This window comes from Myxococcales bacterium, assembly GCA_016703425.1.
Classification (GTDB): domain Bacteria; phylum Myxococcota_A; class Polyangia; order Polyangiales; family Polyangiaceae; genus JADJCA01.
This window is the reverse complement of the sequence record JADJCA010000001.1, coordinates 192,247-218,306: the sequence shown is the minus strand read 5'-3', so window position 1 is coordinate 218,306 and position 26,060 is coordinate 192,247. Positions and strand designations below refer to the sequence as shown.

Here is a 26,060-nt window from a genome sequence, read left to right as displayed (position 1 = left end):
GAATCAAGCGCGCCGCGCCTCGTCAGCGTGCGAGGCGCGCTCCGGCCTTGGCCTCTCTTGCGCCCTGGGCCGCGAGGGCGTCGGCGCGTTCGTTGCCAGCGTTGCCCGAGTGACCGCGAACCCACTGCCAACGCACCGAGAGCGCCTTCGCGTCGATGGCATCGACGATGCGCCGCGCGCTGTCGGCGATGGAAGGGTCAACCTTCGCGAAGCCGTGCTCGCGCCAAATCGCCACGTACTTTTCAAGCGTGTGCACCAACGATTGATTGTCGGAGAAGATCACCGCGGTCACGCCGGCCGGCAGCGCAGCCAACGCCTCGGCCACAGCGCGATACTCCATCGCCTTCGCCAGCGTTCGGACGGCAGCGCCGTGCCCCTCCACGGCCGGGCCGCCGGGCGGCCTCACGACGAAGCCCCAGCCACCGGGAGCCTCTTCGCCGGCCTTGCACGAGCCATCGGTGTAGCAGAGATACTCTCGGCCGCTCACCGAGCGACGATACGGCTGCAGCGAGGCACCATCAAGCTCACGACGGCGCTGGGGTCCGATCCGCGGTGAAGGTCTTGCATGGCAACGCCCCATGGACCTCTCCTCGACCACCGTTGGGTCATTCCTGCGACCGCGCCGGCCGCTGCGCCCTCGCCCGCTCCGGCAGACGCAGCGCGTCGTCCTCTTGAGGGAGTTTGGCAGCGCAGACCGCCTCTCGGTCGTCGATCAGCCCATGCCTTCGCCGGGCCCCGGTGAGGTCCGCGTACGCGTTCTGGCGACGAGCGTTCAGTTTACGGACGTCATGATCCGCAAGGGCAGCTACCCGGGGCTAGCGCGCCAACTACCGCTCGTGCTCGGCTACGACGTCGTGGGCGAAGTCGATGAACTGGGGCCCGGCGTGGCCGCCGTATCCGTCGGTGACCGCGTAGCCGCCCTCACGGTGACCGGTTCACATGGACGCTATCGAACGCTTCGCGCCGAGCAGGTCGTGCCCGTACCAAAGTTCGTCGACCCAGCGGAAGCGGTAGCGCTCGTCTTGAGCTGGACGACGGCGTACCAGCTTCTGCATCGCGTGGCACAGGTGCGCCCCGGGCAACGCATGCTCGTGATCGGTGCCGGCGGCGCCGTCGGGCAGGCGCTGTTGACGCTCGGAAAGCGCGCTGGCCTCGAGATGTGGGGAACCGCTCGCCACGGGAGCGCGGAGTTGGTGCGCTCGCTCGGCGCGACGGCGGTGGACTTTGAAGCCGAGGACTGTCGAACGCTCGTTCGCGGCGGCTTCGACGTCGTCATGGACGGCATCGGCGAGCGTGGGTTCACGCGCTCGTGGGCATCCGTGAAGGCAGGCGGCACCCTCTGCGCCTACGGAATCGCCGCCGCCGTTCGTGATGGCACGAACCAGGCGACCGTCGGGTTGTGGCTCTTGCGTCTCTTCTTGTGGGACCACCTACCCAACGGAAAACGCGCGAGGTTCTATTCGATCACCGACCTCAAGCAGCAGCATCCCGCTTGGTTTCGCGCCGACCTCGAGGATCTCTTCGCCCTCCTCGCCGACGGCAGCATCCATCCAAGAATTCAGGGTCGCATCGACCTCGACTCCGTCGAGGAGGCGCATGGTCGCGTTGAAGCCGGCGGCTTGACCGGCAAGCTCATTCTTTGTCCGTAGGACGGGCCGCAGCTCGTCCGAAGATCAACCCGGGTTCTGAATCGCCCAGGTGCGGGCCGTTCCGGTCACCCAGATGATGCGTCCCTGCGAGTTCGGGTGAGTGCGCAAGAACCCTACGGGGCTGAGCAGCGGCACGCCGTCGAGCTTCGCGAAGAACTCGAGCAACATGAGGCTGTTGCGCTCCGTCCATCGCGTGCGAGGCCGGCGGGCCTTTCCCGCGTTCAAGATGTTGAACGTGCCCTCGGTGTCGGCCTGAGTCTCCACCGGCTGATTCAAGAGGGGGATGATCCGCGTCGCCAAGTTGGCGATGGCGGCAGGGTTCGGTCCTGGTCCAGCCGCTTGGCCGTTGGCACAACCCGTGTGGCCCATGTAGTGGTGCGCGAGCTCGTGAGCGAACGCGAAGGCGACGATCTCGTCGAAGAGCTCCCTCGCGCGCGACAACCGGCGTGGATCGAAGGCGTGTTGCGGTTGGAGGATCCCTTGCGGCAACGCGGCGCCACCCTTGCCCTGTTGCAAGCGTGGCAGCACGAACCTCAGGTAGGCGTCGTAACTCTGCGTCCCGAACAGCTCGTCGCTCGCTCTCGTCTGCGCGATGCCGTCGATGGCGTCGAGGATCCCAACGGTGCCGGCCATGAACGGCGACCCTCGATCGTCGCAGCCGGCGAAGGCGTTGATCTCCTCGGGGTTCGGGTCAAACGCCAGCGGAATGCCGCGCACTCGCGCTTGCCGATCGGGGGGCAGCGCCGCGATGAGCTCCTGAAGGATCGCCGCGACCTCCTGCTTCTGCATCTCCGTTCCAACGAGCGGCGCCAAGAGACCACCGGTTGCCGGTGGCGCGCTGGTGGGTGTTGGCGTCGCCACGCCGGGGATCGGGAACGGAAACGGAAACGGCAACCCAAACGGCCCCGTCTGCGGTGCCGGCTGCCCTTGCGCTTGGCCCTGCGGCGTGGGCTGGTGGGGGGCTGGTGGGGCGCGGGCTGAGGCTGCTGCGCGACGGGGCCCGTCGGCCGTTGCTGCGGCGGCGGGTACGCCTGCGGGTAGGCTTGCGGTGGGTACCCGGGCGGGTAGCCCTGCGGATACCCGGGTTGAGGGTAGCCCCCGCCCTGAGTCGGCGGCGCGTTCGACGGCGGCGTGTTCGACGCAGGCGACCCGCACGCCAGCGCGGAGAGGGCGACCGAGAGAGGTACGAGCGCAAGAAGCTTCTTCACGGAACCTCGAGGGAAAGGGCGGCGTCACGGTAGGACGAGCGAACCGACGGAACCATTCTTGCGCGGGCGCGGTCTGTGGCGAGCAGCGCCCTCATCCGCCCTCGGCCACGGCGGCCCGACCCGCCTCGATCTCGCGAAGCGTCTGCGCAATCGAGCGCGCGTCCTGATACCGGTCTTCAGGGCGCGCCGAGAGGGCCCGCGTGACGAGCGACGACCAAGCAGGCGGCAGCTTCGCCAGCTCTTCGGCGACACGGTTGTTCCTGGGGGCCCCTTCTGTGACCCCCGCCAGCCAGAGACCGCTCGGCGTCGGCGGCGGAGGCTCGCCCACCAGGCACTCGAAGAGGACCGCGCCGAGCGCGAAGACGTCGCTCCGCGCATCGATCGTTCCGCCGGCCTCCTGCTCGGGCGACATGTAGCCCGGCGTTCCCAGCGGGGCGCCCATGTTGGTGATGCGCGTCTCTTCCCATTCGACGCGCGCGATGCCGAAGTCGAGCAGCTTGACGATCTCGACGTCGTCCTTGAGCGCAAGAAATATGTTCGCGGGCTTCACGTCGCGATGGACGATGCCAGCGGCATGCACGGCCCCTATCGCGTCGCATACCTGGATGGCGATCGGCAAGAGCTGCGCCGGCGTAAGCGGTCCCTGCCTGAGTCGCACCGACAACGACTCACCGCGCAACAGCTCCATGACCAAGAAGGCCGAGCCGTCGGGCAAGTGGCCGTGGTCGATGACCTCGACGACGTTCGGATGCCACGCCAGGCCGAGGGCCTCCGCTTCGCGGCGGAGTCGGTCCGAGGCGACGGCCTCGTGCGCGGCCACGGCACGGAGAAGCTTGAGGGCGACGGGGAGCCCGTCGCGGAGACGCTCGGCTTCAAAAATGACGCCGCTCGCGCCGGCGCCCATCCGCTCCTTGATGCGGTACTCGCCGGCGACAACGGTGCCCTCGAGGGTGCCCGACGCCGTTCGCTGGCGCCACTCCTTGAGGGCCAACGTGCGCTCGAGCGCCTGCACGCGAATGTGCTGCGCCCCCGCCTCGGCGCGCCGTTGCCGCTCGCGGCCCCAGAGGGCCCCCAGGGCGCCGCCGCCCGCCACGCCGAGCGCGAAGAGCGCCGCGCCGACGGTGGGCGGTGCTCCGAGGAAGCCTGCCGACGAAACAGCGGCACCGGTAAGCGCGCCCACAGCGGCGGCGCGCGCCGGAGCCGGCACGTCCCACCGCACCTCAAACTCCTGCGAGATGCGGCCGAGCGCGATCTCGCCATCGCCGAGACTCGTGACGACGCCACGGCCAAAACCAAAGAGTGCGGGCACCGCCGCGAGCTCGGCAGCCCGCGACAGCGTGAGGAGACCATCGGCCTCGATGCTCGGGTCGTGCGCAATCGTGACGCGGCCACGCCACGAGGACGTCGTCGACACGAGCGTCGTCCACCGCGTGGTTCGTCCGTATTCGCTGTCGGTCGCGTCGAGTCGCGCGAACGCGTCGTGCGGGCCGTGGGTGCCCCGCAGGATGCGCATCCAGAAGCCGAGATTCTCGCTTGCGATGATGAATCGCCAGGTCTCGGCCACGGTCTCGCGGCTCGTCCGCGAAACAAACTCGCGCAACGCATCGCGATGCGACGTCAGCGGCAGCCCGCGCGTCTCGTCCTCAAGGTCGTCGCGCAACATTTTGATGGCTTTGAGCCACTCGTCGGTGACAGCGGTGCCGCGTTCGGCTTCGAGGAAAAGGAGCAGCGCCTTCACGAAGCACGCGCTCACCTGACCCGAGGGGAAGCTCGTCCGGTTCACTGCCGGAAAGCATACTCCTCCTTCCTTCAACGCGCCTTGGTGATACGACTTTCGCGGTGCGACTTTTCGAAGTTCTCAGCCGCTGGTTCGGGCGTGTCGAGATCGCCTTGGCGCTCGCCGACGACACCTTGCGCGAGGCCGAGGCGGCCCTCGCACGCGGCGACGCGCTCCGGGCCGAGGCCGCCGCAAAGCAGGTCCTCGAGCGCGTCCCGGGCTCGGTCTTGGCGCTGGCGCTCTTGGCCGACGCGCGCGAGGCGGCGGGGCTCTACGACGACCTACTCGCTACCCTCGACGAGCTCGTGACACGCGTCCCGTCGCGCGCCGAGGTCTGGACCCGCCTCGGCGCGGCGCGGCGGCGCCTCGCGCGACCTTCCGCTGACGTGCGGGAGGCGTACCTGAGGGCCCTCGGCGTCGCGGCTCCGGGGAGCGAAGCGCGCCGCGACGCCTTGCTGGCGCTCTGCGATCTCGATCTCGCCGAGGGCGACGTAGGACGCGCCGAACTCTGGCTCGCCGGCATCGCGCCAAACGCCGCGCACGCCGTCGACGTGGCGTTGCGGCAAGCCGAGCTGGCACTCGCACGAAACGATGCGACGCGCGCGCTCGCCGAACTCGAGCGAGTCGTCGCGGCAGACGCCACCGATGGTCGCTTCGCGCTCGCGCGCGCTCGCGCGTTTGCACTCGCGGGCAGGGCCGACGTTTTCGCGCCGGCCACGCGCGCGTACCTGCTCGACATGCCCGGCGCCAGCGAGTTGCTCTCGTCGAGCCTCGGGTGGATCGCGACCGACGCGCCGACGCGTGAGCGGCTGCGGGCCCTCGTCGACGCGCACGGCGAGCTTGGTCACGCGCGCTGGCGCGCCGCTTTTGCCCGCGCCGAGGGGCGCCGCGACGAGGCCCGCGCGGCGCTCGGAGATGCCCTCGCAGGCGGCGATCAGTCCGCCGCCATGCCGCTCCTCGAGGCGGCCCTCGACGATCGTGACATCGGCGCTCTCGGAGCGGCGGTGCGCGCCGCGCCGGCGTCGCCTCTCTTGGCGGACGCCGACGTGCTTGTCCGCGGTGCCGCAGCCAAGGACGCTCCCGAGGCCGAGTGGCCGGCGATGCTCGCCGCGCTGGCGTCCGTCGAGGGCGCGAGGAGCGAGGCCTTCGCCGGCGAGATCCTCACGCAATTCCTCGAGCACCTGGTGCCGCCCACGGGGTTGTCCCAATGGTCGTTCGTGTTGTCCCGCCTCGATGCTCACGCCCGTTCGCTCCACGATCTCGACGCCACCTCACGGGTCGCTGAGTTGGCTGCGCTGCGCGCGAGGCCCGTGCGGCTCGCGATCGTCGGGGAGTTCAACGCCGGCAAGAGCACGTTCGTCAACGCGCTCATGGGGCAAGATGCGGCCCCCACGGGCGTCTTGCCCACGACGGCAACGCAACACCTCCTCCGCTACGGTCCCGACGAAATCGCGCGGATCCGCCTCCACGAAGCGACCCCCGGGCCTTCCGGCGAGCCCCTCACGACCCGCACGGTTCCGCTCTCGGAGCTCCGTCGAACGCTCGCGGCGCTCGGCGACGCGAACGTCGACGGCGTCGAGATCGAGCTTCCCCTCGCGTCCCTGACGCGCGTCGAGATCATCGACACGCCAGGCTTCAACGCGCCGAATCGCAAGCACACCGACGCGGCGCGCCGCGCCCTTGAGGAAGCCGACGTACTCCTTTGGCTCCTCGACGCGTCGCAACCGCTCAAGCAAACGGAGCGCGTCGTCCTCGAGGAGGCGAAGGCGGCGCGCATTCCACTTCAGATCCTCGTCGGCAAGGCCGATCGCATCGCGCCCGAGGATCACGCGAAGGTCCTCGCTATGGTCGAGGAAGCGCTTCGTGAGACAGGGCTCCCGTCGCTGTCGCCGCCGCGGCTCTTCTCGGCGCGCGTCGCGCTCGCGGAGAAGCTGGGGCAAGCCGGCGACAGCGCGTCCCCGGTCCGCTCTGGCTGGGCCGAGGTGGAGCGGATTTTGGACGAAGAGGTCGTCGCGCGCAGCGATGCGCACAAGGAGCGCGCCCTCAGGCGCCGCGCCCACGCGCTCGTGGAGCGGCTGCTTGGTGCGGCCCGTGCCACCTGGGACCGTGAGCGCACCGATGAGACGGCCCGGAGCGAGCGAGCGCGCGCCCTCGCCACGGCTGCCGCGGAGATCGATCGAGACGCCGACGCTATCGCGGCGGCCCTCGTTCGGTCGCTAACACCTGCCGACAAGGCGCTCGAAGGAGACCTCGCCGTCTCGCAGGTCGCGCCGTCCGCGGACGCCGATGGCGCGCTGTTTCGCTACCGAATGGACCGGGCCATGGCTCGCCTGACGCCTACGCTCGCCGCCGCGCTCTCCGGCGTGGCCCAGGGCACGGGCCTCGCGCCAGCGGACCTCACGGCCCTTGCTCGGCTCTTGGTGCGCACGGTCTCGGCCAGCTTGAAGCCGCCGTTCACCGAGGCGCTGGCGCGTGCCGCGCTCCCGGCCCTCACAGAGCACTTGCGCGCGCTCGCCCTCGCGACCCCCACGAGGAGCGGAGCCGCCGCCCTGGCGCGGGAGCTCGGCGCATTCGCGCACGTGATGAGGTAGGCCAAACGCGCTATAGTTCGTGGACCCATGCGGACGCCCCCCCAACGCGTATGGCCCCTTCGGTGGCTCTTGCCGCTCGTCGCGGCGCTGTCGCTCTCCGGGTCGCCGGCGCTCGCGGGCGATCCCTTTGCCGCCGTGGGCGAAGGCGCGCTGGCGGTGCAGGCGGAGCGCCTCGAGGTCGATGTCCTGGCGCAGACGGCCATCCTTACCGGGAACGTGTCCCTCACGAAGGGATCGCTCAAGGTCGCGTGCCCCCGCATCGATCTCAAGTTCGACGGCGCGCCTTCGGTCAACTGGGCGAAGGGCTCCGGTGGCGTCACGGCCGACGTCAAGGGCGTTCACGGCGAAGCTCCCGAGGTCGAGCTCGATCTCGCTCGCCAGTCGCTCGAACTGCGCGGCGGCGTTCGTCTCACGCGGGGCCAAGGCTGGCTCCAGGCCGATCGGGCGACCATCGAAATCGCTACCGGGAAGGTGCAACTGACGCAGGTCAAGGGCTCCATCCCCGTGCCGCGCTAGCGCCCGCGATTCCCATGGCTCGCCTCGCCGCCAAGGGACTCTCCGTCACGCTCGGCGGGCGCCAGCTCCTCCGCGACGTCAACCTCGAGCTTGATGGCGGCGAGGTCGTGGGGCTCTTGGGCCCATCGGGCGCCGGCAAATCGACCCTGTTCCGCGCGCTCGTTGGCGAAGAGCGGCCCGAGGCCGGCGGCGTTTTCTTCGAGGGGACGGACGTGACCACCGAGCCGCTTTGGAAGCGAGCCCGCCGCGGGTTGGGTTACGTGCCCCAAACCCCGAGCGTGTTGTGGGAGCTCACGGTGAGCGAGAACCTCTCGACGTTCGTGCGGTTTGCACGCGATCACTCGCGAGGACGTTCACCACCGGCGGCGAGCGAGCTGGCCTCGCGCCTCGAACTCGGAGATCACGGCACCGTCGTCGCAGGCCGCCTCTCCGGCGGGGAACGGCGACGCCTCGAGCTCGCGCGGGCCCTATCGATGGCGCCCAGCGTCCTCGTCTGCGACGAGCCCTTCGCCGGCGTCGACCCCAAGGGTGCAGCCCACCTCGGCGCGATCCTTCGCGGGTTAGGTGAAGCCGGCGTGGCCGTGATCTTGGCCGATCACCACGTGGCCGAGGCGCTCGCGGTTTGCACCCGCGCCATCTTGCTGCTCGACGGTGCCATCGTCACCGAGGGGACGCCCGCGGCGTTCGTGGAGCACCCGCTCGTGAAGGGCCGCTACCTGGGCACGCTCGAGTCCGCCGCCGACCGCGGCTGAGAAGTTGGCCCCGCCGCGGGGGAACGAATACCCCGTCGTGAGCGTTCCAATCTCGGAGGTCCCATGAAGCTCGCCGCCACGATGCAAGGTATGGCTGTCCTCGCGCTCGCCGCGCACATCTTCGGTTGTGCAAAAGACGGCGCTATCGCGAAGCCGAAGGCTCCGAGCGTTGCGACGACCGGCGCATCGGCCGCCGACGTTCAGGCGGCCGCCGACAGGGAGGCGGCCCGCGCCTTGGCAGGCGCAACAGGTCCCGGCGTCACGACGGAAGGCCTTCACCTCTCCGAGACCATCGCGAAAGCCTGCAATCTGCCGCGAACGGAGCCCACGGCGCATTTCGCCTTCGACTCGACGGCGCTGCCTGAGGGCGATCGCGAGATCCTCGCGGCCCTCGCCAAGTGCCTCTCCGGGCCGCTAACCGGAAAGAGCGTTCTGCTCACGGGCCGCGCCGACGCCCGCGGCGAATCCGAGTACAACATGGGCCTCGGCGAGTCGCGCTCCAACGCCGTCAAACGCTACCTCGTCGATCTGGGCGTCGCCGACGGCCGCGTTCGCGCGAGCTCGCGCGGCGAGATGGACGCCGTGGGCACCGACGAAGAGTCGATGGCCAAAGATCGGCGCGTTGACATCGACGTCCAGTAGGACTGCGCAGAGCGCACTCGCCTACCCGCCTTGAGCGGCGCAGGCCCGAATTTGGCGTCGTCTAGACGTGAAATGCGCTGTAGTGAACGGGATGTTTCCCGAGACACTCCTCGCGCCGTCCCTCGATCTCTCGCGCTTCGCGCGGATCCTCGACGAGCTCGGCCACACGGGCCGCCTCGACACGATCCGGCACTTGACGGCTGCCGACATGGCCAGGCTCTTCGAGGCCGCGAAGGGCCACCGCGCGCTGTCGCTCGAAGACTTCGTGCCGGCGGCCGTCGCCGCGGCGACGCCTGTGATTCACGAGGGCAAGAACTCGCTGCCGCTGTTCCACGATTTCCAGAAGCACATGGTTCGTCCCGAGCCCGACGCCGACCACCTCTGGGGAAGAAACCTTAGCTCCACGACGCGGTTCATCGGCCCCGGTTGTTTCGTCGCGCAAGGCTCGCGCCGGAAGAGCCCGGCGCCCTGCGCATCGACTACGGCGAGCTGCCCAAGGGCAAGCCACCGACGTGGCCCGAGGTCGTCCCGCCCCGGCTCATCGGCTGGTTCGTCTTCGGCGGCCTCGTCGACATCGTGCGGGGCGTATCCAGCCATGTCGCCATCGGTCGCGGCCACCGTCGCGGCAAGGCTCTCGACGCGTATTTCGCGCCGTGCCGCGTCGACGCGGAGCCCTAACGCCGAGCCGGCCGCCGCGCTGGGAATGATGATATGAAGGGACCGTGGCCGAGACTACGCCGCTCGAGGGCGCCCTACCGGAGCAGGAAACGCGCGAGTTCATTCGTGAGCACCGCGCACTCTTGTTCAAGCACGCGCGCGCCTACGTAAGGCAGAACGTCGAAAAGACCTCCGTCGAGGACATCGCCCGTGAGATGGAGCTCATGCTCGCGCAGCTCGGCGCTGCGGGCTCAAGGCTCACAAGCATCGCCTCCGCGGACTCGTATTTTCGAACGCTCGTGAGGCACGCTGTGGGCCGCGCGCGACGCCGCCACACGCTCATCCAACAGGTGGCCGCCGGCGACGACCTGAACGCCGTCTCCGACGACCTGCGGGCCCTCGACGCCGATCTGCCCCAAGCGCCGACGCGGGAGGACTCGGAGGCGCACGAGGCGCGCGAGCTCCTCGACGCGCTCAAAGAGCGACTCTCGGCCTCCGACCGGCTTGTCTTCGCCTTGCTCATCGAAGACGACGAGACGCTGGAAGGCGTGGCCACGCACCTTCTCTTGCCCTTCGTGGTCGTCGACGACGCGCGCTCCCGCATCCTGAAGGAGGCGGCGGCGCTGCGCGTCCACGCCGATCCCGATCGGCGCGATCCCGCGGCGAGCCCCGAGCTCCGTCGTGAAGCGAAGCTTCGCGTCTTGGCGCGCATCGCTGGCTCCGTCTCGAAGATGCCGCACGTGGCCGAGCCGCTCATCGCGCTGATCCGCAACGGCGACATGTCCGATGACCTCGAAGACGCCGTCGTCCATCTGGCGGAATGCGCCATCTGCCGCGCGCGGCTCACGGAGGGTGAAATCGAACACCAGAGCTTGGTGGTCATGGCCATCGAGGCGCCCAAGAAGAGCTCCACCGATTTGGCGCGCGCTGCGGAAGAAGCGGGCGCCAAGCTCCTCGACCGCGGGCCTGGGCGATGGACCGCCGTCGTCGACGCCGAGCGCGCGGCAAACTTCAAGACGTCGCTCGAAACCGGCGAACAGTCGCAAGTCACCAGGCTCGCCGTGGCGACCCCCGTCGACGTCCCCCGCGCCGACCGCACCATGTCGCTCCCGCCACCGGGCGACGGCGCGGGCACCGACGCCGCCGAGGTCGCCGCTTGGGTGCAGGTTGCACGTGCGCCCAAGCTGCGCTCCGGCGGCCCAAGCCCCGCGTGGGCCGCCTTTGCGGTGGCGACGGTGCTCTTCGCCATGGCGCTCGCCTACGTTCTCGCGACGCGATAGCGCGCCAAGGCCGACCGAGGTCCGTGGTCATGAGCGAAGTCCGCGTCCTTGAGCACATCCACGACGTCGACGAGGCGGCGTGGAACGGGCTCGTCGGGCCCGAGGACACCCCCTTCGTCGATTGGCGATGGCTTGCCGCGCTCGAAGAAACGGGGTGCGTTCGCGCCGAAGTCGGCTGGCTCCCTTGCCACCTGGCGGCCTACGAGGACGGACGCTTGGTCGCCGCCGCGCCCGCCTACTTGAAGGGAAACAGCGAAGGCGAGTTCGTCTTCGACTGGCGCTTCGCCGAGCTCGCCGCTCGCTTTGGCGTCGCGTACTACCCGAAGCTCGTGCTCGCGGTCCCTTTCACGCCGGCGACCGGGACCCGCTTCTTGGTCGCGAAGGGATTCGATCGCGAGCGCGCGACCAAGCTCCTCGGCGCAGCGGCCATCGAGCTCGCCAGGAGCGCCAACGCGTCGAGCGTCCATGCGCTCTTCCTTACTGAATCCGAGGTGAACGCGCTCGCGGGCCTCGGCTTTCGAGAGCGTCACGGTCTGCAGTACCATTGGCACCGCCGCGGGGCCCAATCGTTCGAGGACTTCCTCGGCCGGCTCCCGACGAAGAAGCGGACGCAGCTCCGCCGCGAACGGCGCAGGCCCGCCGAGAGCGGCATCGAGGTTCGAACCCTCGAGAGCGACGAGTACACGCCGACGATGGCGAAAACGATGCACCGCTTCTACTTGACCACTGTCGACAAGTTCATGTGGGGGCGTCGGTATCTGAACCCGTCGTTCTTTGAGCGAGTCGCTGAGCGCTTCCGCGATCGGCTCGCGTGGGTCGTCGCCACACGCGGCGCCAAGCCCATCGCCGGAGCGTTCAACATCGCCAGTGAGACGACGCTCTACGGTCGCTATTGGGGCGCCGACGAGGAGCTCCCGTTTCTTCATTTCAACGTCTGCTACTACCACGGCATCGATGAGTGCCTCCGCCGCGGCCTCGCCACCTTCGAGCCGGGCGCCGGCGGCGAGCACAAACACGCCCGGGGCTTCGACGCCACCGTGACTCGCTCCGCGCACCTGGTCTTCGAGCCGCGGCTTCGGGGCCTCATGGAGCGCTACTTCGACGACGAACGAGCCGCCATCGCGCGGCACCTCGAACACGGCGCCGACGAGGATTGACCCTTGCTGGAGCGCCGCTGAAACGACTCGCGGGCGCGTTGGCTCAGCGGCCGCCGTCCGGCACAAACGGCGGCGACAGCCCGTAGACCGGGCAGCAGGCGCCAGCGTCGTCAGGGGGCTGACCGTATTCCGCCATCACTCCGCCGTCGTCGTCGACGCGGCCATCAAAGGCCGCGGCGTCGCGCGCCCCGGCCTCAGAGGCGAAGACCGCTCCGTCGCGGACGGCGCCTCCGTCACCCGCCGCCGAGGTCGTCGCGGCGCCAGCGTCAGCGGCCGGTTCGTCCTTCACCGCGCCGCAGCCAGCCGCGAGCGAAAGCGCGAAGGTGAAGGTCGCCACGCGATCGAGCCGACCGCGAAGCGGCGGCACAGCCTTCGCCCCGAAGCCCGGAGCGACGGGCGCTGCGCAAAACGGGCACGCGTGATGATCCACGCGGATGTGGCGCTCGCAGGCGGAACACGGAAAGAGGGCAACGCGCATCCGGGCACGGTGCGCCGATGCCGCCGCGGGGCCAAACACCTTTGCCTCGCGGGACGTGGCGGGGACGCGGGCCGCATTCCGCGCCGGAATACGCCCGCTCCGCCGGCGCGTTTCGGTCAGCGAAACGAGTCTTTCGCGGCCCGCGTCTGACCGAGGGCCGTAGCGGCGTCGGCATCGGGCGAGACGCCGAGCGTCTTTCGAAGCTCGACCGACGCGGTACGCAAGAACGGGTTGGTGAGCAACTCCTCGCCGAGCGTGCCAGGGACCGTAACCTTCCCCGCGGCGCGCGCCGCGTCGACCTCGGCCGCCCGCCTCTTCACGTCATCGTTTTCGGGCTCGACGTGCGCGGCGAACCGCAAGTTCGAGGCCGTGTATTCGTGCCCGCAATAGACGCGCGTCGCTTGCGGAAGCGCGGCGAGCTTTTGGAGCGACGCGTGCATCATGGCCGGCGTCCCCTCGAAGAGGCGTCCGCAGCCCGCGAGGAAGAGCGTATCGCCAGTGAAGAGAGCGGCCGGCGCGCCGTCCTTCGACTCCACGAAGTAGGCCACCGCCCCCGTCGTGTGGCCGGGGATGTGAAGCACGCGTACGGAGAGCTCGCCGAAGGTGAAGGCCTCGCCGTCCTCTAGGAAGCCCGTCTGCTCGGGGATGCGCCCGCGGTCAGACACGTGCCCGAGGACGGGCACATCGGGGTTCGCTGAACGAACGCCGATCACGCCCCCCACGTGATCAGGATGATGGTGCGTCGCCCAGATAGCGTCGATGGGGAGCTTGTGGCTGGCGGCGCTCGAAAGAACCGGCTCCGCCTCCGACGGGTCGATGACGGCTGTCTTGCCGGTCACCGTGCAAGTCAGGAGGTACGCGTAGTTGTCCGAGAGGCACGGGATCGTCACAACCGCTGCGCTCATGCTCCACCGTCTTTCTTGAGGTAGGCGCCGTTGAGGCAACCTTCCTTGCACTTGGTCGGGGGTATCTCTTTGACGGCGTCGTCCATGGCTTTGAAGCGTTGGAGGGCGTCGCCCATGTCGTCGCGCTTGAGCGGCGTGGCTTCGGCGGGGTCGGCCACCACGTCAAAAACACGTTTCAATCCTTGGGCGCCGAACGAAATGACCTTCTTGTTGCCCGCCACAACGGCGCGGCGGCGATCGTTGTCGCTGGTTGGCGGCAGGTCGATGAAGACGTCGCGCGCCTCAGCTTCGGCGCCGTAGAGCTCGCCCACGAGACTCTTCCCTCGGAACTCCTTCGGCGCCTCGACCTCCAACAGTTCAAGGATCGTTCGCCCGAGATCGATGTGGCTGCGCGGCGTCTCCACCGTGCGAGGCGCCGCGTCCGGCGCGACGAACAAGAGCGGCACACGCACCAGCGGCTCCCACAGCTCGAAGCCGTGCGCGTAATGGTTGTGTTCCCCGAAGGCTTCGCCGTGATCCGCCGAGAGGATGAGCACGGTGCGGTCACCCCACGGCTTCGAGCGCACGAGGTCCACGAGCTTGCCCACGTAGTCGTCGGTGAAGGTCACCTCGGCGTCATACCGGTCGCGGAGCGACTTGCCGTACGGCCCCACGCCGGGGTGCGGCAGGTATTTGTCGTGCGGATCCATGAAGTGGTACCAGCCGAAGAACCGCTGCTTGTCGAGGGCCGGGTCGGCGAGCTGCTTCTCCGCCAGCTTCATGAGCTCCGGCGCCGTGATGTTCTCGTCGGTCGTGTTGTTCCACTTGAGGTTGGGGACGATCTCCCATCGCGCGAAGCCCTGATCGAAGCCTGCGGTCTTGAAGTAGCCGTGCGCGTGCGCTCCAAAGGTCGCGACGCTCTTGTCCTTCAGGACCTCGGGGAACATGAGGTTCTCCTTGGGGTAGGTCCCGAAGAAGTAGCCATCTCGCACGAGCTCGCTGGGGTACCGGGCCGCCAACAAGGCGCCGAGGCTCATCGACGTGTACGAAGAGACGGCATACGCGCGCGTGTAGACGACGGCGCGCTTGGCGAGCTCGGTCATCCGCGGCGCGATGGGGCGGGCGTAGCCGGTCCACGGCATGTCGGCTCGCAAGGAGTCGACGGTCACGAGCAGCACGTTGAGGCCCTTCGGCGGGCCCTTGCGCGTCGGTGCCCGCGCGGTGAGGGCCGAAGGCGCCGCGGCGGCCTGCGACAGCGACGCCCCCTGCGTCATGGAAGCGAGCGGGGTCGCGCCGCCCTCCGCTGCGGGAGGTGCGGTCACGACCCCGGACGGCGTGGGCGCGACTGAATGGCCGCACCCCCACCCGCCCGACGAAGCGGCGGCGAGAGCCATGACCAGCCCCGCACCGCGGTGGTGCAAGCGCTGAGTCCCCCGCCGCGTCTTCGTCGCGCTCGAACTCACTCGAAGAATGCGCGGTACACCGAGAGGGTGCTGTTGCCCTTCGGTTGGAGCTTGCCGGTGTACGTGACAGCGCCCTCAGAGACGGGGAACGCCTTCTGCGTGCACTTCGAGTAGGTCACCTTGATGGTGAGCGGCGCGTCGGGCGTCGCGTTGAAGACCACCGCGGCCGGGTCCTCGCCGCCTTGCGCTTCCGTAAGCGTGGGGTTGGGCGTGCCCTTGTAGTAGACGACCTTCGCGTCCGGTTGACCCTCGACCTCGATCTTCGCGCCCTGCGGGAAGTCAGCGGCCTTCGCGCTGCACGCGCCGCCGAGGTCCTTCATGGCGAAGCTGACGACGCCCTTGGCCGGGTCCGCCTTGAGCGTCGAGAGGAGGATGTCACCAACGCCCTTGTCGACGAAGCGGAGGCGGCCGTGATCGTAGTCGCCGGAGATCTTCATCTCCTGATCCACGAGCGTGAAGAACTTGCCCGCCGGGTCGCTGACCACGAGGTTGAACGCGGAGTCCTTGGCGACGTTGAGGACGTAGCCGCCCTTCGTATCGGTCGTCGCCTTGGCGCTGCCAGCCTCCACCGAGATGCCGGAAACGCCCGTCGCGCTCGAGTAGCCAATGATCTGGCCTTCAAACTTCGGGGTGCCGCTGCTGCTGCCCGAATCGCCCGAAGCGCCGCCATCACCGGCCGTGGTCCCCGGCGTCGTTGTCGCGTCACTGGAGCAGCCCCAAGCGCCCGCCCCGACCAAGCCCAACACAAGCACGCTACGAATCATCATGAAGCACACTCCTCTATTGAAAGACGGAACTCCAACGAGCCCCCCGTTACGTTAGCAGCGAAACGAGCGCCATGCTTTGAGGCGCTGTGGCGCCTCAGCGCGGGAGCGCGCTACGACGCGATGGTCACCATGAGTCGCTCTCGAAGCGCGAAGTACTCTTCGCTCACGCCGTAGAGAACGATCTCCTTCATGCGCTCCTTGACGGGAATACTCCCGTCGTCGGTCGCCCGAATGGCGTCGGCCGCGACGGCCAGATCGTGGGCCAGCGCGAAGCCCACGCGATCGCCGGTGAGGTCGATGGAGGTGACCCACTTCTTGAGGTCCAAGGAGCCGCCGCTTTGGAGCAGCTTCGAGACGAGGCTCGTGAGCATCTCCTTTTGCGTGCCCTGGAAGTCGCCCTGCATCGCCGCCATGGCCTCCGAGACCGGCCCCTGCACGTCCGGCGCGATGGGGAACTGCGGCACGCAGAGCTTGATGGCGGCGAAGAGCCAGGCCTTCAGCCCCGTGCCCGTCGGGACAAGGTGGCGGACGTAATAGCCAGGTCGGTACGACGCGAGGTGGCGACCGACGAGGTAGGCGAGCGCCTGCGGCGCCACCTGCTGCTCGAAGGCCGCGCGGCCGAGCACGATCGACGGCGTCGACGCGTGGAGGAAGCCGAGCCCGGCCGGGTCGTTGGGGTTCTGGAACACCGGCGGGGGCGTCATTCCGAGCACGCCGGCGGCGTAGTAGAGCGTCTGCGACACCGGGTACGGGTGCAGCGTGAGATCGATGGCGTAGCGGGCGTCGTAGCCCATCGCTTCGATCGGCTTCGTCCGCGCGCGCAAGATCGTGGGCTGGATCATCGCGAAGATCTTCGTCAGGAGCGCGTCCTGGTCGTAGTGCGCGATGCGGTCCCACTCGGCCGCGTCGAAGGCCGCCTTCGCCGGCGCCGCCGACTCCGACTTGTGGCGCTTGTAGAAGCGCTCCTCGTCGGGCCCCGCCTGGTTGAGCACGCTCAGCGCCTGGCACATGCACCACGCGGCATCGGCGCGCTGCGCGTCCGTGTAGAGCGTGCGGAGGAGCTTGTAGCTCTCGATGCGATACGGGTTGCGACGGAGGATTTGCGTCTGCGACTTGACGGCCTTGTCGAGGTATTGGGCGACGTCGCTGGCGTAGAGCTCCGCCAAGAGCTCGCTGCGCTGCTTGTTCTCGGGGTCGAAGGCTTGGGCCGCCTCGTAGGCATCAACGGCCATGTCCGGTTCGTTCAAGAACTTTTGATAGAGCTCGCCGAGCTGGTCGAGGATTTGGGGCAAACGCGACCGATCCTGCGCTTGCTTCGCGTGGTCAAGCTGGAGCTTGAGCATCCGCTCGACGCCGTCGTGATCACCCTCTTGGCGCCTTAGCTCGAGCGCCTCGTCGATGGTCTTCGTGAGCGACGGGTCGAACTCGATGGCGCGATCGTAGTAGACGAGCGCTTGCTTGCGCTCGTTCAATTGCCGAGCCGACACAATGGCGGCAGTCTGCATGTACTTCGCCCGTTGCTTCTTGTCCTCGACGAAGTCGGCGAGGCGCACGACGACGTCGACGAGCTTCGCCCAGTCTTTCTCCTCGGAGTAGAGCTGCATGAGGCGCGTCAGGAGCTTGCGATCGTCGGGCTTCTCCTCGAGGGCCGCGACGTAGGTCTTGGAGGCGAGGGGCTTGTCGTTCAGCTTCTGCAGGTAGACGTCGCCGATCTCGAGCAAGAGATCGAAGCGCTCCTGACCGGAGGCCACGTCGAGGCGACGCTTCTTCGTTTTGACGACTTCCTTCCAGTCGCTCTTGTCTTCGTAGAGCTTGGCGAGCGACCGGAGCGGGAGCGGGCTTGAGGGATCGCACTGGCTCGCCTCCGTGAGCAGCGGGATGGCAGGCCCGAACTCGCCGACACGGCGCATCGACTCGCCGAGGCCGTAGAGCACCTCGGCGCGCTCCGCGCCGGCCAGCGCCTTGTCGTGCTTGCCGACAAGATCCCCATAGACCTTGCGGGCGAGGTTCGCGTCGTTCTGATCGAGGAGCACGCGCGCAGCCTTGGCCAGCGAGTGGACGTCGTCGGGCGCGAGCCGCTGCAACGCTTCAACAGCGGTGACGATGCGCGCGCTCGCTGCCGTCGGAGGCACGGTCATGCGAGGCGCTGCGGTGGAGGCCGGCGGGAGCGAGTCGGAGCTCCGCGACTCGGGCGACGAGCCGGGCGCCGTGGACTTGGACACGGACTCGACGAAGCGCACCAGGGCGCGAACGGCGTCGTCCTTGGCGAGGACGCCGCTGCGGCCGGCGAGCGACTCGTAGGCCTTGGAGGCCTCGAGCATACGACCGGCTTCGAAGGCGAGATCGCCGAGCACCAAGAGCGCGTCGGCGTTGGTGCCGTCAAGCTCGAGGGCGCGCTTCGCCATTTGTTCGGCCTTCAGATCTTCCTTCAGCTTCGTGAGGTAGACCTTGGCTTGTTCGCCGAAGAGTCGTGCCTTGGCGAGGTCGCCCTCAGCCGTCGCGAGCTCCTTCTCGATGAGCGTGAGCACCGACGCGTAGTCGCCGCGGTGACCGAAGGCCTGCCGCAGCGCGGCGGAGGCCGCCGCGTCCCTCGGGTTTGACTCGAGGGCCAGCTTGTAGCGCTCGATGGCGCCATCCTTGTCGCCGCGGGCGTCTAGGAGGCGAGCCGCGCGGAGCCACTGCTCCGCCTTGAGCTCGGGCGTGGCGGCCTTGGCGGCCAGCGATTCGATGGCCGTCAGCGCCGCGTGGGCGTCGCCGCTCATCTCCTTGAGCTGGGCCAACGCTTCGAGGGCGCCGGCGTGGCCCGGCTGCAGCGCGAGCACCTGTTCGTACGTCTTGATGGCGCGCTCCGGTGAGCCGACCTGCTCGGCGAGCATGCGAGCCTTTGCGACGAACAGCTCGACGCGACGACCGTCGTCGTGCGTTATTCCAGCGTGACGCTCGAGGAGCTTCACGGCGTCTTCCCAACGGTTGAGCACGCGATAGAAGCGCGGCAACGACGTAAGCGCCGCGTCGTTCGCAGGATCGATCGCGAGCACCTGCTCGAGGCACTCGGCGGCCTTCGCCTGATCGAGGAACTCCTCGTCGTGGATGGCGGCCATTCGGTCGAAGAGGTTGATCTTCTGCCGCGGCGTGGCGGCAACCGCGATCTGACGCTCGAGGACCTCGAGCAGCTCGCGGTACTTGCCGGCGCGGTTGAAGATGCGGTCGAGGCCCTTGAGCGCGCCGAGGCTTGCGGGGTCGATGGCGAGCGCCTCTTCGTAGCGCTGCGTGGCCGCACCGAGATCGCTCAGGTGGTCTTCATAGACCTCGGCGACCTTGACGAGCGCGTCAGCCTTTTCGTTGCCACGTCGCGCCTCGGCGCGACGCTCGAGGATGCGCACGAGGCCCTGGAAGTCCCCTTCCCGCTCGGCGATCCGGCCGAGCGCGTCGCTGGCCTTTCCGTGGCCCGGGTCCTCCGCCAGGACCTGCTGGAAGATCTCCTTGGCGCGAGCGAGATCGTTGAGGCGAACCTCAAAGAGCTCGGCGGCCTCGGTGCGAAGGTCGCGGGCCCGCGGCGTGCTTGCGGCGGCGTCGGCGCGCGCGACAAGGACCTGAGCCAGCTCGGGCCACTGCTGTGCGCGGCGATAGATGAGCGTGAGCCCCTCTTGCGCGGCGTCGTTCGCCGGCTCCGTCGTCAGGATCTGCTGGTAAGCCATGAGCGCCATGTCAGGACGCTTGGCGCGCTCGTCGTACCAGCGCGCGGCGCGCGCCAGGAGCGCGTTCTTGTCGGTCACCGACAGCGTCTCGGCCTTGATGCCTTCGGTGACGGTCCCGAGGACCTCGCCCCAGCGCGTGGCGTTTTGGCCTGCGATGCGCTCGATTTCGCTCGCGTACTCGTCGGTGGAGGGCGACTCGCAGAGCGCCTGCGTGTAGGCCACGAGCGCCTGCTCCGCGTCGTCGAGCTCGTTGGTGTAGAGGCGGCCGATCTCGGCCATGATGCGAGCGCGCTCTTCGCCGGGCGACGCGCTCTCGCTCTTGCCGAGGAGCATCTCGACGATCTCGTCGAACTTGCCGAGAGCCTTGCGCACTTCTTCTAGCGCCACCGACGCGATGTCGTCGGATGGGTCGAGCTCGAGGACCTTCAGGTACGCGGCCTCGGCTTGCGCCTTGTCTTGCGCGGCGGCGTCGAAGATGCGCCCGGCGCGGAAGAGGAGCGATTTCTTGTGCTCCACCTCGCCGGCGTCGACGGCTTCGGAGGCCTTGAGGAACGCTTCCGCCACGGGGAGCGCGTCGGCGCCTTGGTCGATGGCCTTCTCGAGCGACATTGCCGCGTCCGAGTTGCCCGGCGCAGCCATCAGTGCCGCGATGAGCGCCTCGACGTCGGAAGCGGTGATCTTCGCGCCGCCGCCGCTCGCCGTGGCGCCGCGCCCGAGGCGTTCGAGCGCGTCGAGCAGCGCCTGCGCGTCACGCGGGCGTTGCGACGGATCCTTGGCGAGGAGCGACAGCACCCACTCGTCGAGCTCTTTTCCGACCCAACCGCGCGGCGCTTTGGCGCTCGGCGGCTCGGGCTTCTGAGCCGCGTGGGCGAAGGCCGCGTCGGTGGGGCTTTCGACGGGAAAAACCGGCTTGCCGCTAAGCAGCTCGTAGACCATGGCGCCGAACGAGTAGACGTCGGTGCGGGCGTCCGACGGCCTGCCGCGGACTTGCTCTGGCGCGATGGTGCGCGGCGAACCGAAGACCGCCAAGAAGCCAAAGCCGCTCCCGTTGGCCGTGGCGAGCCGCGGGCGCAGGCGGTCGCCGCCGAAGTCGATGAGCACCACCTTGGGATCGCCGCCCATGACTTCGGGCTTGGGCAAAAGCACGTGGTCGAGCTTGAGGTCGCCGTGGCATAGCTGCGCCTTGTGGAGCGCCGCGAGGGGCTGAAGAATGCCGCGCAGTAGCGCCTTCAGGTCGTTCATGTGCGTCGCGCCCATGCGCGCCTGGCGCTGCGCCAACGAGGGCGCGTCAACGTGCTCGTAGGCCACGTAGAACGTGCTGCCACGCGGTGACGTGAGCTCGCCGGCGTCGATGTCCTGCGGGAGGCCCGCGTGCTTGACGCTCGCGACGAGGCGATTCGCCGTCAGGAAGCGATGGACCGCTCGGCGATCGCGCGCGGCCTCGCGGCGCAGCGTCTTGAGCGTATAGGCCTTGCCCCCCTGCCGCGCGTTCTTCGCGAGATAGACGACGCCTAGGTCGCTCGACGAGAGCTTCTTCTCGATGAGGTAGGGCCCGAGCTCCGTTCCGACGGCCAGCTCGCCTTCACCAACAAGCGCGCCAATGTCACGTACGCGCGGGTCGACCTCGTTGCGCGACGAGAGGATGACGTCGACGAGCGCCTCGATGCGATCTCCGTCGACGCAGCGCTCTGTGAGCGCTTTGGCGAAACTTCCCTTCGCGGAAGCGCCGCCCACGTCTTTTGGGTCGAGCCCGAGGAGCCGTTCGCTCATCTGGGTGAGCTCTTCGAGCGAGTAGAGTCTCTCGAGTTCGCCGCGCAGGATTTCGATCGTCGTCATCAGATCCTCGGAACGTCCGTTGTCCCTCCCCAGGCACATGCCAGAGGAGTCGTCGCTAAGCCGGGGCCGAAAAGGTGGCCAAAGCTCTCACCCAGGCCAGGCAAGGGCGCAAGTGCGGCCTCGCGCCTGGGCCCGCGGGTTCTAGCGCAAAGGCAGGACGGAGACAGCGGAAAACTGCCGTATTTCGGGCACAGTACGGCGCTTCGGACCGCGCGCTAGCGCGGTCGAGATGCAAAGGAGACGCTCGCCGGATAATCGTGCGGCGTCGGAGCGCCGCTGGCAGACTGTGCGGATGCCTGGCACCAATCGCACGGCTCCGGCCGTCGGCCTCGTGCTGGCCCTGGTGGCCGGAGGCCCTCTCTGGGCGTGTCAGCTCCTCTTGACCGCCTCGACCAACGTTGTGACAGATCCGGGCGGCGCCGACGGACGTGCCGGCGATTCCTCAGAGGACGCGCCGATTCCGGTGGGCGACGACGCTGGTGCCGCCGACGGAGAAGCGGCCGACGCGCCCCAAAGGAGCATTCGTTGCGACAACGCGGGCACCGTGACGTGCACCGCAGCGACGCAGCGCTGTTGCTGGCGGGCGGATGCATCGCAGGGCAGCTGCGTCACCCTCCCCGGCTCCTGCGCCACGGACCAGGCCGCCCTCGACTGCACGACGTCCCTGAGCTGTGCCCAAGGGAACGTCTGCTGCGTCGAGACTTCGGCGCTTCCGACGCCGGTTTTCCGCCTCAAAGCGACGTGCCGCCCAGTTGAAGACTGCAACATCGCCGCGAAGGGCATTCTCTGCGACGTCGTTGAGGACTGCGCTGGCGTCGGCGATGGGGGCTGGATATGTCGCGGCGCGGGGGGCGGCGAAGACATCTACCCCGAGTCCCTTAGCCGCGAGTGCTACCCACGGTAGCTGGTGGCCGTTGGAGCAACGCTGCCGCTCAGTGCGCGCGCAAGCGGTCGACGCCCGGGTGCGACTTGTCGCCCGGCTCGTGGCGCGGGTTCGCGCTCTTCACCGTGCCATCGGCGCCTGGCTGGTTGAGCAGCAAGTCCTTGGCGTAGATGAACTGATCGCGCGAGTCGTACGGCGTCGCGTGGAGGCCCGTATCCATCCGGATCGCGTCGCACGGACACGCCTCCACGCAGAAGCCGCAGAAGATGCAGCGCAGCTCGTCGATGACGAACTTCACCGGGTACCGCTCGTAGCCGCGGCGCTTGTCGCCCTCGGCGTATTCGCCAGCCTCGATGAAGATGCATTGAGCGGGGCACGCCGTGGAGCAGCACAAACACGCAACGCAACGCGGACTCCCGTCTTCGCGCTGCGTGAGGCGATGCAGCCCGCGGAAGCGCTCCGGGTACGGGCGCTTCTGCTCCGGGTACGAGATGGTGCTGATGCCGTCGTCGTAGCGCTCGAGCACCGGGTCGGGGCGCTCGCCGCGAACCATCTCCTTCGTGTTCTTGAAGAAGTGCTTCATCGACACGCCGAGACCTTTGACGATCTCCGGCAGGTACGACTGCGTCGTTGGCGAGCGGTCGACGTACTCGACGACGACGGCAGCGCCCTTGGTGACCGGCGGCTTCTTGGGAAAGGTCGAGGTGGCCATGATTTAGATTTCCGTCTCGTTAGGCCTGCATCGCGGACGACTGGGTGCCACCGAGCGCCGCGGCCAGCTTGGCAGAGGAACCGATGACCAAGCGCTCGCGGCGCTTCGGTTGAACGAAGAGGACGACCAGGGCCACCACCATCGCCGTGAGGAGCCCCGCGACGACCGCCTGGGTGACCTCGCCGGCAAGCTTGAAGCCGTCGTGCACGTTGGCGCCAGCTTGATCGATGGCGAGGTAGAGGACCCCCGTCACCATCACGTTGGCAAGCGCTGCCGGGAGGAGCACGCGCCAGCCGAGCTTCATGAGCTGGTCGTAGCGGAAACGCGGCAGACTCCAGCGCACGACCGCCTGGAACCAGCAGACGATGAGCGTCTTGCCGAAGAAGGCCACGATGCCAATGCCGGTCATCGCGAGGTGCGAGATGGGCAGTCGGACGAGCGTATCTCCCCCGAAGGCGAGCGTGAAGCCGTCGCGGTGGAAGAACGGGAGCGCCCAGCCACCGAGGAAGATGGTCACGAGCAGCATCGAGCTGGTCACGACCTCCATGTACTCGGCGAAGTAGAACATGCCGAACTTCATGCCCGAATATTCGGTGAAGTAGCCGCTGACGAGCTCGCTCTCGGCCTCCGGCAAGTCGAAGGGAATGCGCTTCTGTTCGGCCACGGCGGCGACGAAGAAGAGCACGAAGGCGACCGGCTGGACGAAGACGCCCCAGGCGTTTTCGCTCTGCCAGCGGACCATGTCGTCGAGGCGAACGGTGCCGTAGATCATCATGGCGCCGATAAGCGAGAGGCCCATGGCGACTTCGTAGCTCACCATCTGGCTGGCGGCGCGGAGCGCCCCGAGGAGCGCGAACTTGTTGTCGCTCGCCCAGCCGGCGATGGCGGCGCCGACGACGCCCGTGCCCGCGATGGCGAACACGTAGAGGATGCCGACGTTGAGCGGCGCGACGGCCATCTCGACGGGGGCGACGGTGCGAACGACGCCGGCGGCGTTCTTGAGCTCCATCGTCATGGAGGGGCACACGCCGTAGCGCGGCACCACGGGGAGCTTTCGCATCCAATCGAAGAGGCCGTCGGGCTCGGCGAGCGGCGAGAGGAACTGCGGGCAGACGGTGTCTCCCATCGGGATGACCGCACAGAGCGCCAGCACCGGCGCCATGGAAAGGATGGGCGCGATGGCGAAGAGCAACTTGTCGGCCTTGGGCGGCACGAAGTCTTCCTTGAAGAAGAACTTCACGCCGTCGGCGGCCGTGTGCAGGAGGCCGGCGATGCGGAGCTCAAACTTGCCGATCTTGATGACGGCGCGGTTGGGCCCGACGCGATCTTGGATCATCGCGCCTTGCCGGCGGTCGACCCACGTGAGCAAGCCCCCCACGTTGATGAGGAACCCGAACATGAGGACGATCTTGATGATCGCCCAGATGAGATCCGCTGAGGTCATCGCGTCATTCCTCTTCCGGTGCCGCTGCTGGTGATCGCCGTCATGCGCTTGCCGTTGGGGGCGCCGCGTGGACGGAGCTGGACGAGGGCGCGAGCAACGCCTTCACGGCGGCGCGCACCTCCTTGAGTTTTGACCAGGAGGCCTCGACGCCGATGCTCTGGCCAACCTTCGCGGCGTGCTCCCACGCCGGCCGACTCGCGCCCATCGGCTCGAGGGCCTTGTCGGCCACCTGGCGCAGGCCCTTCGCGTTCACGAACGTGCCCGAGGCTTCCGCCCAGGAGCAGGCCGGCAGGACGATGTCCGCCGCCTTCGTCAACGCGCCTTCGTGCGCTGCGATGGTGACGAGCGTCGTCGCGTCCGCGAGGTTGGCGCCGTCGTCGTCGAGGCGGCCTGGCGTCGAACCGCCGAGCGCCACCACGTGGGTCACGCGACCGGCCTTCACGTCATCCATGAACGTCGCAAACGGCTTCGCCGTCGGCGCCAGTTGGGCCACGCCGAGCGTGTTCGAGTTCTTGTCGGCGGCGATGAGGATGTCGTCGGCGTAGCCGGCGCCGCGCCCGGACCAGTAGAGGGCCTTGGACCCGAAGAGGGTCGCGCCAAGCTCGACCATCGCCCAGTTGTCCTCAAGCGAGTGCTGCGCCGACAAGATGACCGCAATGCTCGAGTGCGGAACGCCCTGGAAGCGGCGCCGCAATTCCTCGTGAGCTTGCGCCTCCGTGACGACGTTGCCGCCCACGCGAGGCTCCGTCACGCGGTGCTCGTGCGCCTCTTTGTAGGTCACCATGCCGTCGTCGCACATCCAGTACTTGTTGACGGCCTCGTTATCGCGCGGCCTATACCGGTGCGCCTTGTTGTAACGCGGGTCGAAGTCGAGGTGCGTGTTGCAGCCGGTGGCGCAGCCCTGGCAAACCGACGACGCCGTGCGCAAGAACCAGACGCGCGCCTTGAAGCGGAAGTCCTTGGTGGTGAGCGCGCCGACGGGGCAGACGTGCTCGGTCATGAACGTGTATTTGCCTTCGAGCTGGCGGCCGGGCGCCACCATGATCTCGTTCAGGTTGCCGCGCTCGCGCATCTCGAGGACCGGGTCCTTGGCGACCTCCTCCATGAAGCGGATGCAGCGCGTGCACATGACGCAGCGCTCGGCGTCGTAGACGATGGTCGACCCGAACTCGACGGCCTTCGGCTTGTGCACCGGCTCGTCCCGCATGCGCTTCTGGAAGCGGCCGTGCTCGAGCCAATAATCTTGCAGTTTACACTCACCCGACTGGTCGCAGATGGGGCAGTCGACGGGGTGGTTGAGCAGCAAAAATTCCTGGACGGCGCCGCGGGCCTTCTTGACCTCTTCGCTCGTCTCGCCCCTCACGTCCATGCCGTCTTGCGCCGCCATCTGGCACGCCGGCTGGAGCTTCGGCTTCTTCGTCGGCCGGTAGTCGCCCACGGAGGCGTCCCACTCGAGGATGTCGAGGAGCATCGGACGCTGGCCCGCCGGCGGCGCGATCTCGACGAGGCACATGCGGCAGTTGGCCGGCGCCGAAAGGCCCGGGTGCCAGCAATAGTGGGGGATCTCGATGCCCTGCCGAGCCGCGGCCTTGATGATGCTCTCACCGGGCTCGAAGGGGATCTCGCGTCCGTCGTACTTGAAGGTCGGCATGGCGCTTTCGGTTCG

The 26,060-nt window shown here is 68.4% G+C and carries 21 protein-coding genes; 9 read left to right on the top strand and 12 right to left on the bottom strand.

Features of this window, described 5'->3' with window-relative positions:
- Positions 1-22 precede the first annotated feature (22 nt).
- Entirely contained in the window at positions 23-487 is a 465-nt protein-coding gene (gene rnhA, locus IPG50_00900; protein ID MBK6690761.1) for a ribonuclease HI, read from the bottom strand.
- Positions 488-578: 91 nt separating this feature from the next.
- Between rnhA and IPG50_00895 the strand changes: the two genes are divergently transcribed.
- The gene (locus tag IPG50_00895) at positions 579-1,649 is read left to right on the top strand and encodes a zinc-binding dehydrogenase (protein MBK6690760.1); all 1,071 of its coding nucleotides are present in this window, start codon (positions 579-581) and stop codon (positions 1,647-1,649) included.
- A gap of 24 nt (positions 1,650-1,673) precedes the next feature.
- On the opposite strand, the gene IPG50_00890 is transcribed toward IPG50_00895, so the two are convergent.
- Positions 1,674-2,543: a hypothetical protein gene (locus IPG50_00890; protein MBK6690759.1), complete on the bottom strand. Its 870-nt coding sequence runs from the start codon at positions 2,541-2,543 to the stop codon at positions 1,674-1,676.
- Between the two features lie 405 nt (positions 2,544-2,948).
- A complete protein-coding gene (locus IPG50_00885) occupies positions 2,949-4,640 on the bottom strand; it encodes a serine/threonine protein kinase (protein MBK6690758.1) in 1,692 nt (563 codons plus the stop codon).
- A 56-nt stretch (positions 4,641-4,696) separates the two neighbouring features.
- Between IPG50_00885 and IPG50_00880 the strand changes: the two genes are divergently transcribed.
- From IPG50_00880 to IPG50_00865, 4 genes are all read left to right on the top strand, one after another.
- Positions 4,697-7,225 carry a dynamin family protein gene (locus IPG50_00880; GenBank protein ID MBK6690757.1) on the top strand — a complete coding sequence of 843 codons (2,529 nt, stop codon included), beginning with the start codon at positions 4,697-4,699 and terminating at the stop codon, positions 7,223-7,225.
- Between the two features lie 27 nt (positions 7,226-7,252).
- Positions 7,253-7,741: a hypothetical protein gene (locus IPG50_00875; GenBank protein ID MBK6690756.1), complete on the top strand. Its 489-nt coding sequence runs from the start codon at positions 7,253-7,255 to the stop codon at positions 7,739-7,741.
- A 14-nt stretch (positions 7,742-7,755) separates the two neighbouring features.
- Positions 7,756-8,493: an ATP-binding cassette domain-containing protein gene (locus IPG50_00870; protein MBK6690755.1), complete on the top strand. Its 738-nt coding sequence runs from the start codon at positions 7,756-7,758 to the stop codon at positions 8,491-8,493.
- Between the two features lie 63 nt (positions 8,494-8,556).
- Positions 8,557-9,135, top strand: a complete 579-nt coding sequence (locus tag IPG50_00865; GenBank protein MBK6690754.1) for an OmpA family protein — start codon at positions 8,557-8,559, stop codon at positions 9,133-9,135.
- A gap of 61 nt (positions 9,136-9,196) precedes the next feature.
- Here the strand turns inward: IPG50_00865 and IPG50_00860 are convergent, their stop codons facing one another.
- On the bottom strand, positions 9,197-9,439 hold the full coding sequence (locus IPG50_00860; GenBank protein ID MBK6690753.1) for a hypothetical protein: 243 nt from the start codon (positions 9,437-9,439) through the stop codon (positions 9,197-9,199).
- 122 nt (positions 9,440-9,561) lie between these two features.
- On the opposite strand from IPG50_00860, the gene IPG50_00855 reads away from it, so the two are divergent.
- The 3 genes from IPG50_00855 to IPG50_00845 are packed head-to-tail and all read left to right on the top strand — an operon-like array spanning position 9,562 to position 12,229.
- The gene (locus IPG50_00855; GenBank protein MBK6690752.1) at positions 9,562-9,813 is read left to right on the top strand and encodes a hypothetical protein; all 252 of its coding nucleotides are present in this window, start codon (positions 9,562-9,564) and stop codon (positions 9,811-9,813) included.
- A 44-nt stretch (positions 9,814-9,857) separates the two neighbouring features.
- Complete coding sequence (locus IPG50_00850) at positions 9,858-11,072, top strand: sigma-70 family RNA polymerase sigma factor (GenBank protein ID MBK6690751.1); 1,215 nt, start codon at positions 9,858-9,860, stop codon at positions 11,070-11,072.
- A 29-nt stretch (positions 11,073-11,101) separates the two neighbouring features.
- Positions 11,102-12,229, top strand: a complete 1,128-nt coding sequence (locus IPG50_00845) for a GNAT family N-acetyltransferase (protein MBK6690750.1) — start codon at positions 11,102-11,104, stop codon at positions 12,227-12,229.
- A gap of 43 nt (positions 12,230-12,272) precedes the next feature.
- Here IPG50_00845 and IPG50_00840 read toward each other — a convergent pair whose 3' ends face one another.
- The 5 genes from IPG50_00840 to IPG50_00820 all read right to left on the bottom strand — a co-directional run bounded on the left by IPG50_00840 (position 12,273) and on the right by IPG50_00820 (position 21,355).
- Complete coding sequence (locus IPG50_00840) at positions 12,273-12,707, bottom strand: hypothetical protein (GenBank protein MBK6690749.1); 435 nt, start codon at positions 12,705-12,707, stop codon at positions 12,273-12,275.
- 116 nt (positions 12,708-12,823) lie between these two features.
- Entirely contained in the window at positions 12,824-13,612 is a 789-nt protein-coding gene (gene gloB, locus IPG50_00835) for a hydroxyacylglutathione hydrolase (GenBank protein ID MBK6690748.1), read from the bottom strand.
- Entirely contained in the window at positions 13,609-14,913 is a 1,305-nt protein-coding gene (locus IPG50_00830; GenBank protein ID MBK6690747.1) for a sulfatase, read from the bottom strand. The genes gloB and IPG50_00830 overlap by 4 nt, the downstream gene beginning before the upstream one ends.
- 137 nt (positions 14,914-15,050) lie before the next feature.
- Positions 15,051-15,821, bottom strand: coding sequence for a hypothetical protein (locus tag IPG50_00825; GenBank protein ID MBK6690746.1), 771 nt, complete (start codon positions 15,819-15,821; stop codon positions 15,051-15,053).
- A gap of 110 nt (positions 15,822-15,931) precedes the next feature.
- Positions 15,932-21,355, bottom strand: coding sequence for a protein kinase (locus IPG50_00820; GenBank protein MBK6690745.1), 5,424 nt, complete (start codon positions 21,353-21,355; stop codon positions 15,932-15,934).
- 292 nt (positions 21,356-21,647) lie between these two features.
- Here IPG50_00820 and IPG50_00815 point away from each other — a divergent pair, with 292 nt between their 5' ends.
- The gene (locus IPG50_00815; GenBank protein ID MBK6690744.1) at positions 21,648-22,259 is read left to right on the top strand and encodes a hypothetical protein; all 612 of its coding nucleotides are present in this window, start codon (positions 21,648-21,650) and stop codon (positions 22,257-22,259) included.
- 28 nt (positions 22,260-22,287) lie between these two features.
- Here the strand turns inward: IPG50_00815 and IPG50_00810 are convergent, their stop codons facing one another.
- The 3 genes from IPG50_00810 to IPG50_00800 are packed head-to-tail and all read right to left on the bottom strand — an operon-like array spanning position 22,288 to position 26,045.
- Complete coding sequence (locus IPG50_00810) at positions 22,288-22,950, bottom strand: NADH-quinone oxidoreductase subunit I (protein ID MBK6690743.1); 663 nt, start codon at positions 22,948-22,950, stop codon at positions 22,288-22,290.
- Positions 22,951-22,969: 19 nt separating this feature from the next.
- Positions 22,970-24,394 (bottom strand): NADH-quinone oxidoreductase subunit H, encoded by a 1,425-nt coding sequence (locus IPG50_00805; protein MBK6690742.1) that lies wholly within the window; start codon positions 24,392-24,394, stop codon positions 22,970-22,972.
- 40 nt (positions 24,395-24,434) lie between these two features.
- On the bottom strand, positions 24,435-26,045 hold the full coding sequence (locus IPG50_00800; protein MBK6690741.1) for a (2Fe-2S)-binding protein: 1,611 nt from the start codon (positions 26,043-26,045) through the stop codon (positions 24,435-24,437).
- Between the last annotated feature and the right edge of the window lie 15 nt (positions 26,046-26,060).

Coding starts and splice junctions, on each gene's coding strand:
- IPG50_00870 (MBK6690755.1), top strand. CDS start 7,756: ATGGCTCGCCTCGCCGCCAAGGGACTCTCCGTCACGCTCGGCGGGCGC.
- IPG50_00825 (MBK6690746.1), bottom strand. CDS start 15,821: ATGATGATTCGTAGCGTGCTTGTGTTGGGCTTGGTCGGGGCGGGCGCT.
- IPG50_00805 (MBK6690742.1), bottom strand. CDS start 24,394: ATGACCTCAGCGGATCTCATCTGGGCGATCATCAAGATCGTCCTCATG.
- IPG50_00800 (MBK6690741.1), bottom strand. CDS start 26,045: ATGCCGACCTTCAAGTACGACGGACGCGAGATCCCCTTCGAGCCCGGT.
- IPG50_00810 (MBK6690743.1), bottom strand. CDS start 22,950: ATGGCCACCTCGACCTTTCCCAAGAAGCCGCCGGTCACCAAGGGCGCT.
- IPG50_00845 (MBK6690750.1), top strand. CDS start 11,102: ATGAGCGAAGTCCGCGTCCTTGAGCACATCCACGACGTCGACGAGGCG.
- IPG50_00875 (MBK6690756.1), top strand. CDS start 7,253: ATGCGGACGCCCCCCCAACGCGTATGGCCCCTTCGGTGGCTCTTGCCG.
- IPG50_00815 (MBK6690744.1), top strand. CDS start 21,648: ATGCCTGGCACCAATCGCACGGCTCCGGCCGTCGGCCTCGTGCTGGCC.
- IPG50_00895 (MBK6690760.1), top strand. CDS start 579: ATGGACCTCTCCTCGACCACCGTTGGGTCATTCCTGCGACCGCGCCGG.
- IPG50_00840 (MBK6690749.1), bottom strand. CDS start 12,707: ATGCGCGTTGCCCTCTTTCCGTGTTCCGCCTGCGAGCGCCACATCCGC.
- IPG50_00820 (MBK6690745.1), bottom strand. CDS start 21,355: ATGACGACGATCGAAATCCTGCGCGGCGAACTCGAGAGACTCTACTCG.
- gloB (MBK6690748.1), bottom strand. CDS start 13,612: ATGAGCGCAGCGGTTGTGACGATCCCGTGCCTCTCGGACAACTACGCG.
- IPG50_00865 (MBK6690754.1), top strand. CDS start 8,557: ATGAAGCTCGCCGCCACGATGCAAGGTATGGCTGTCCTCGCGCTCGCC.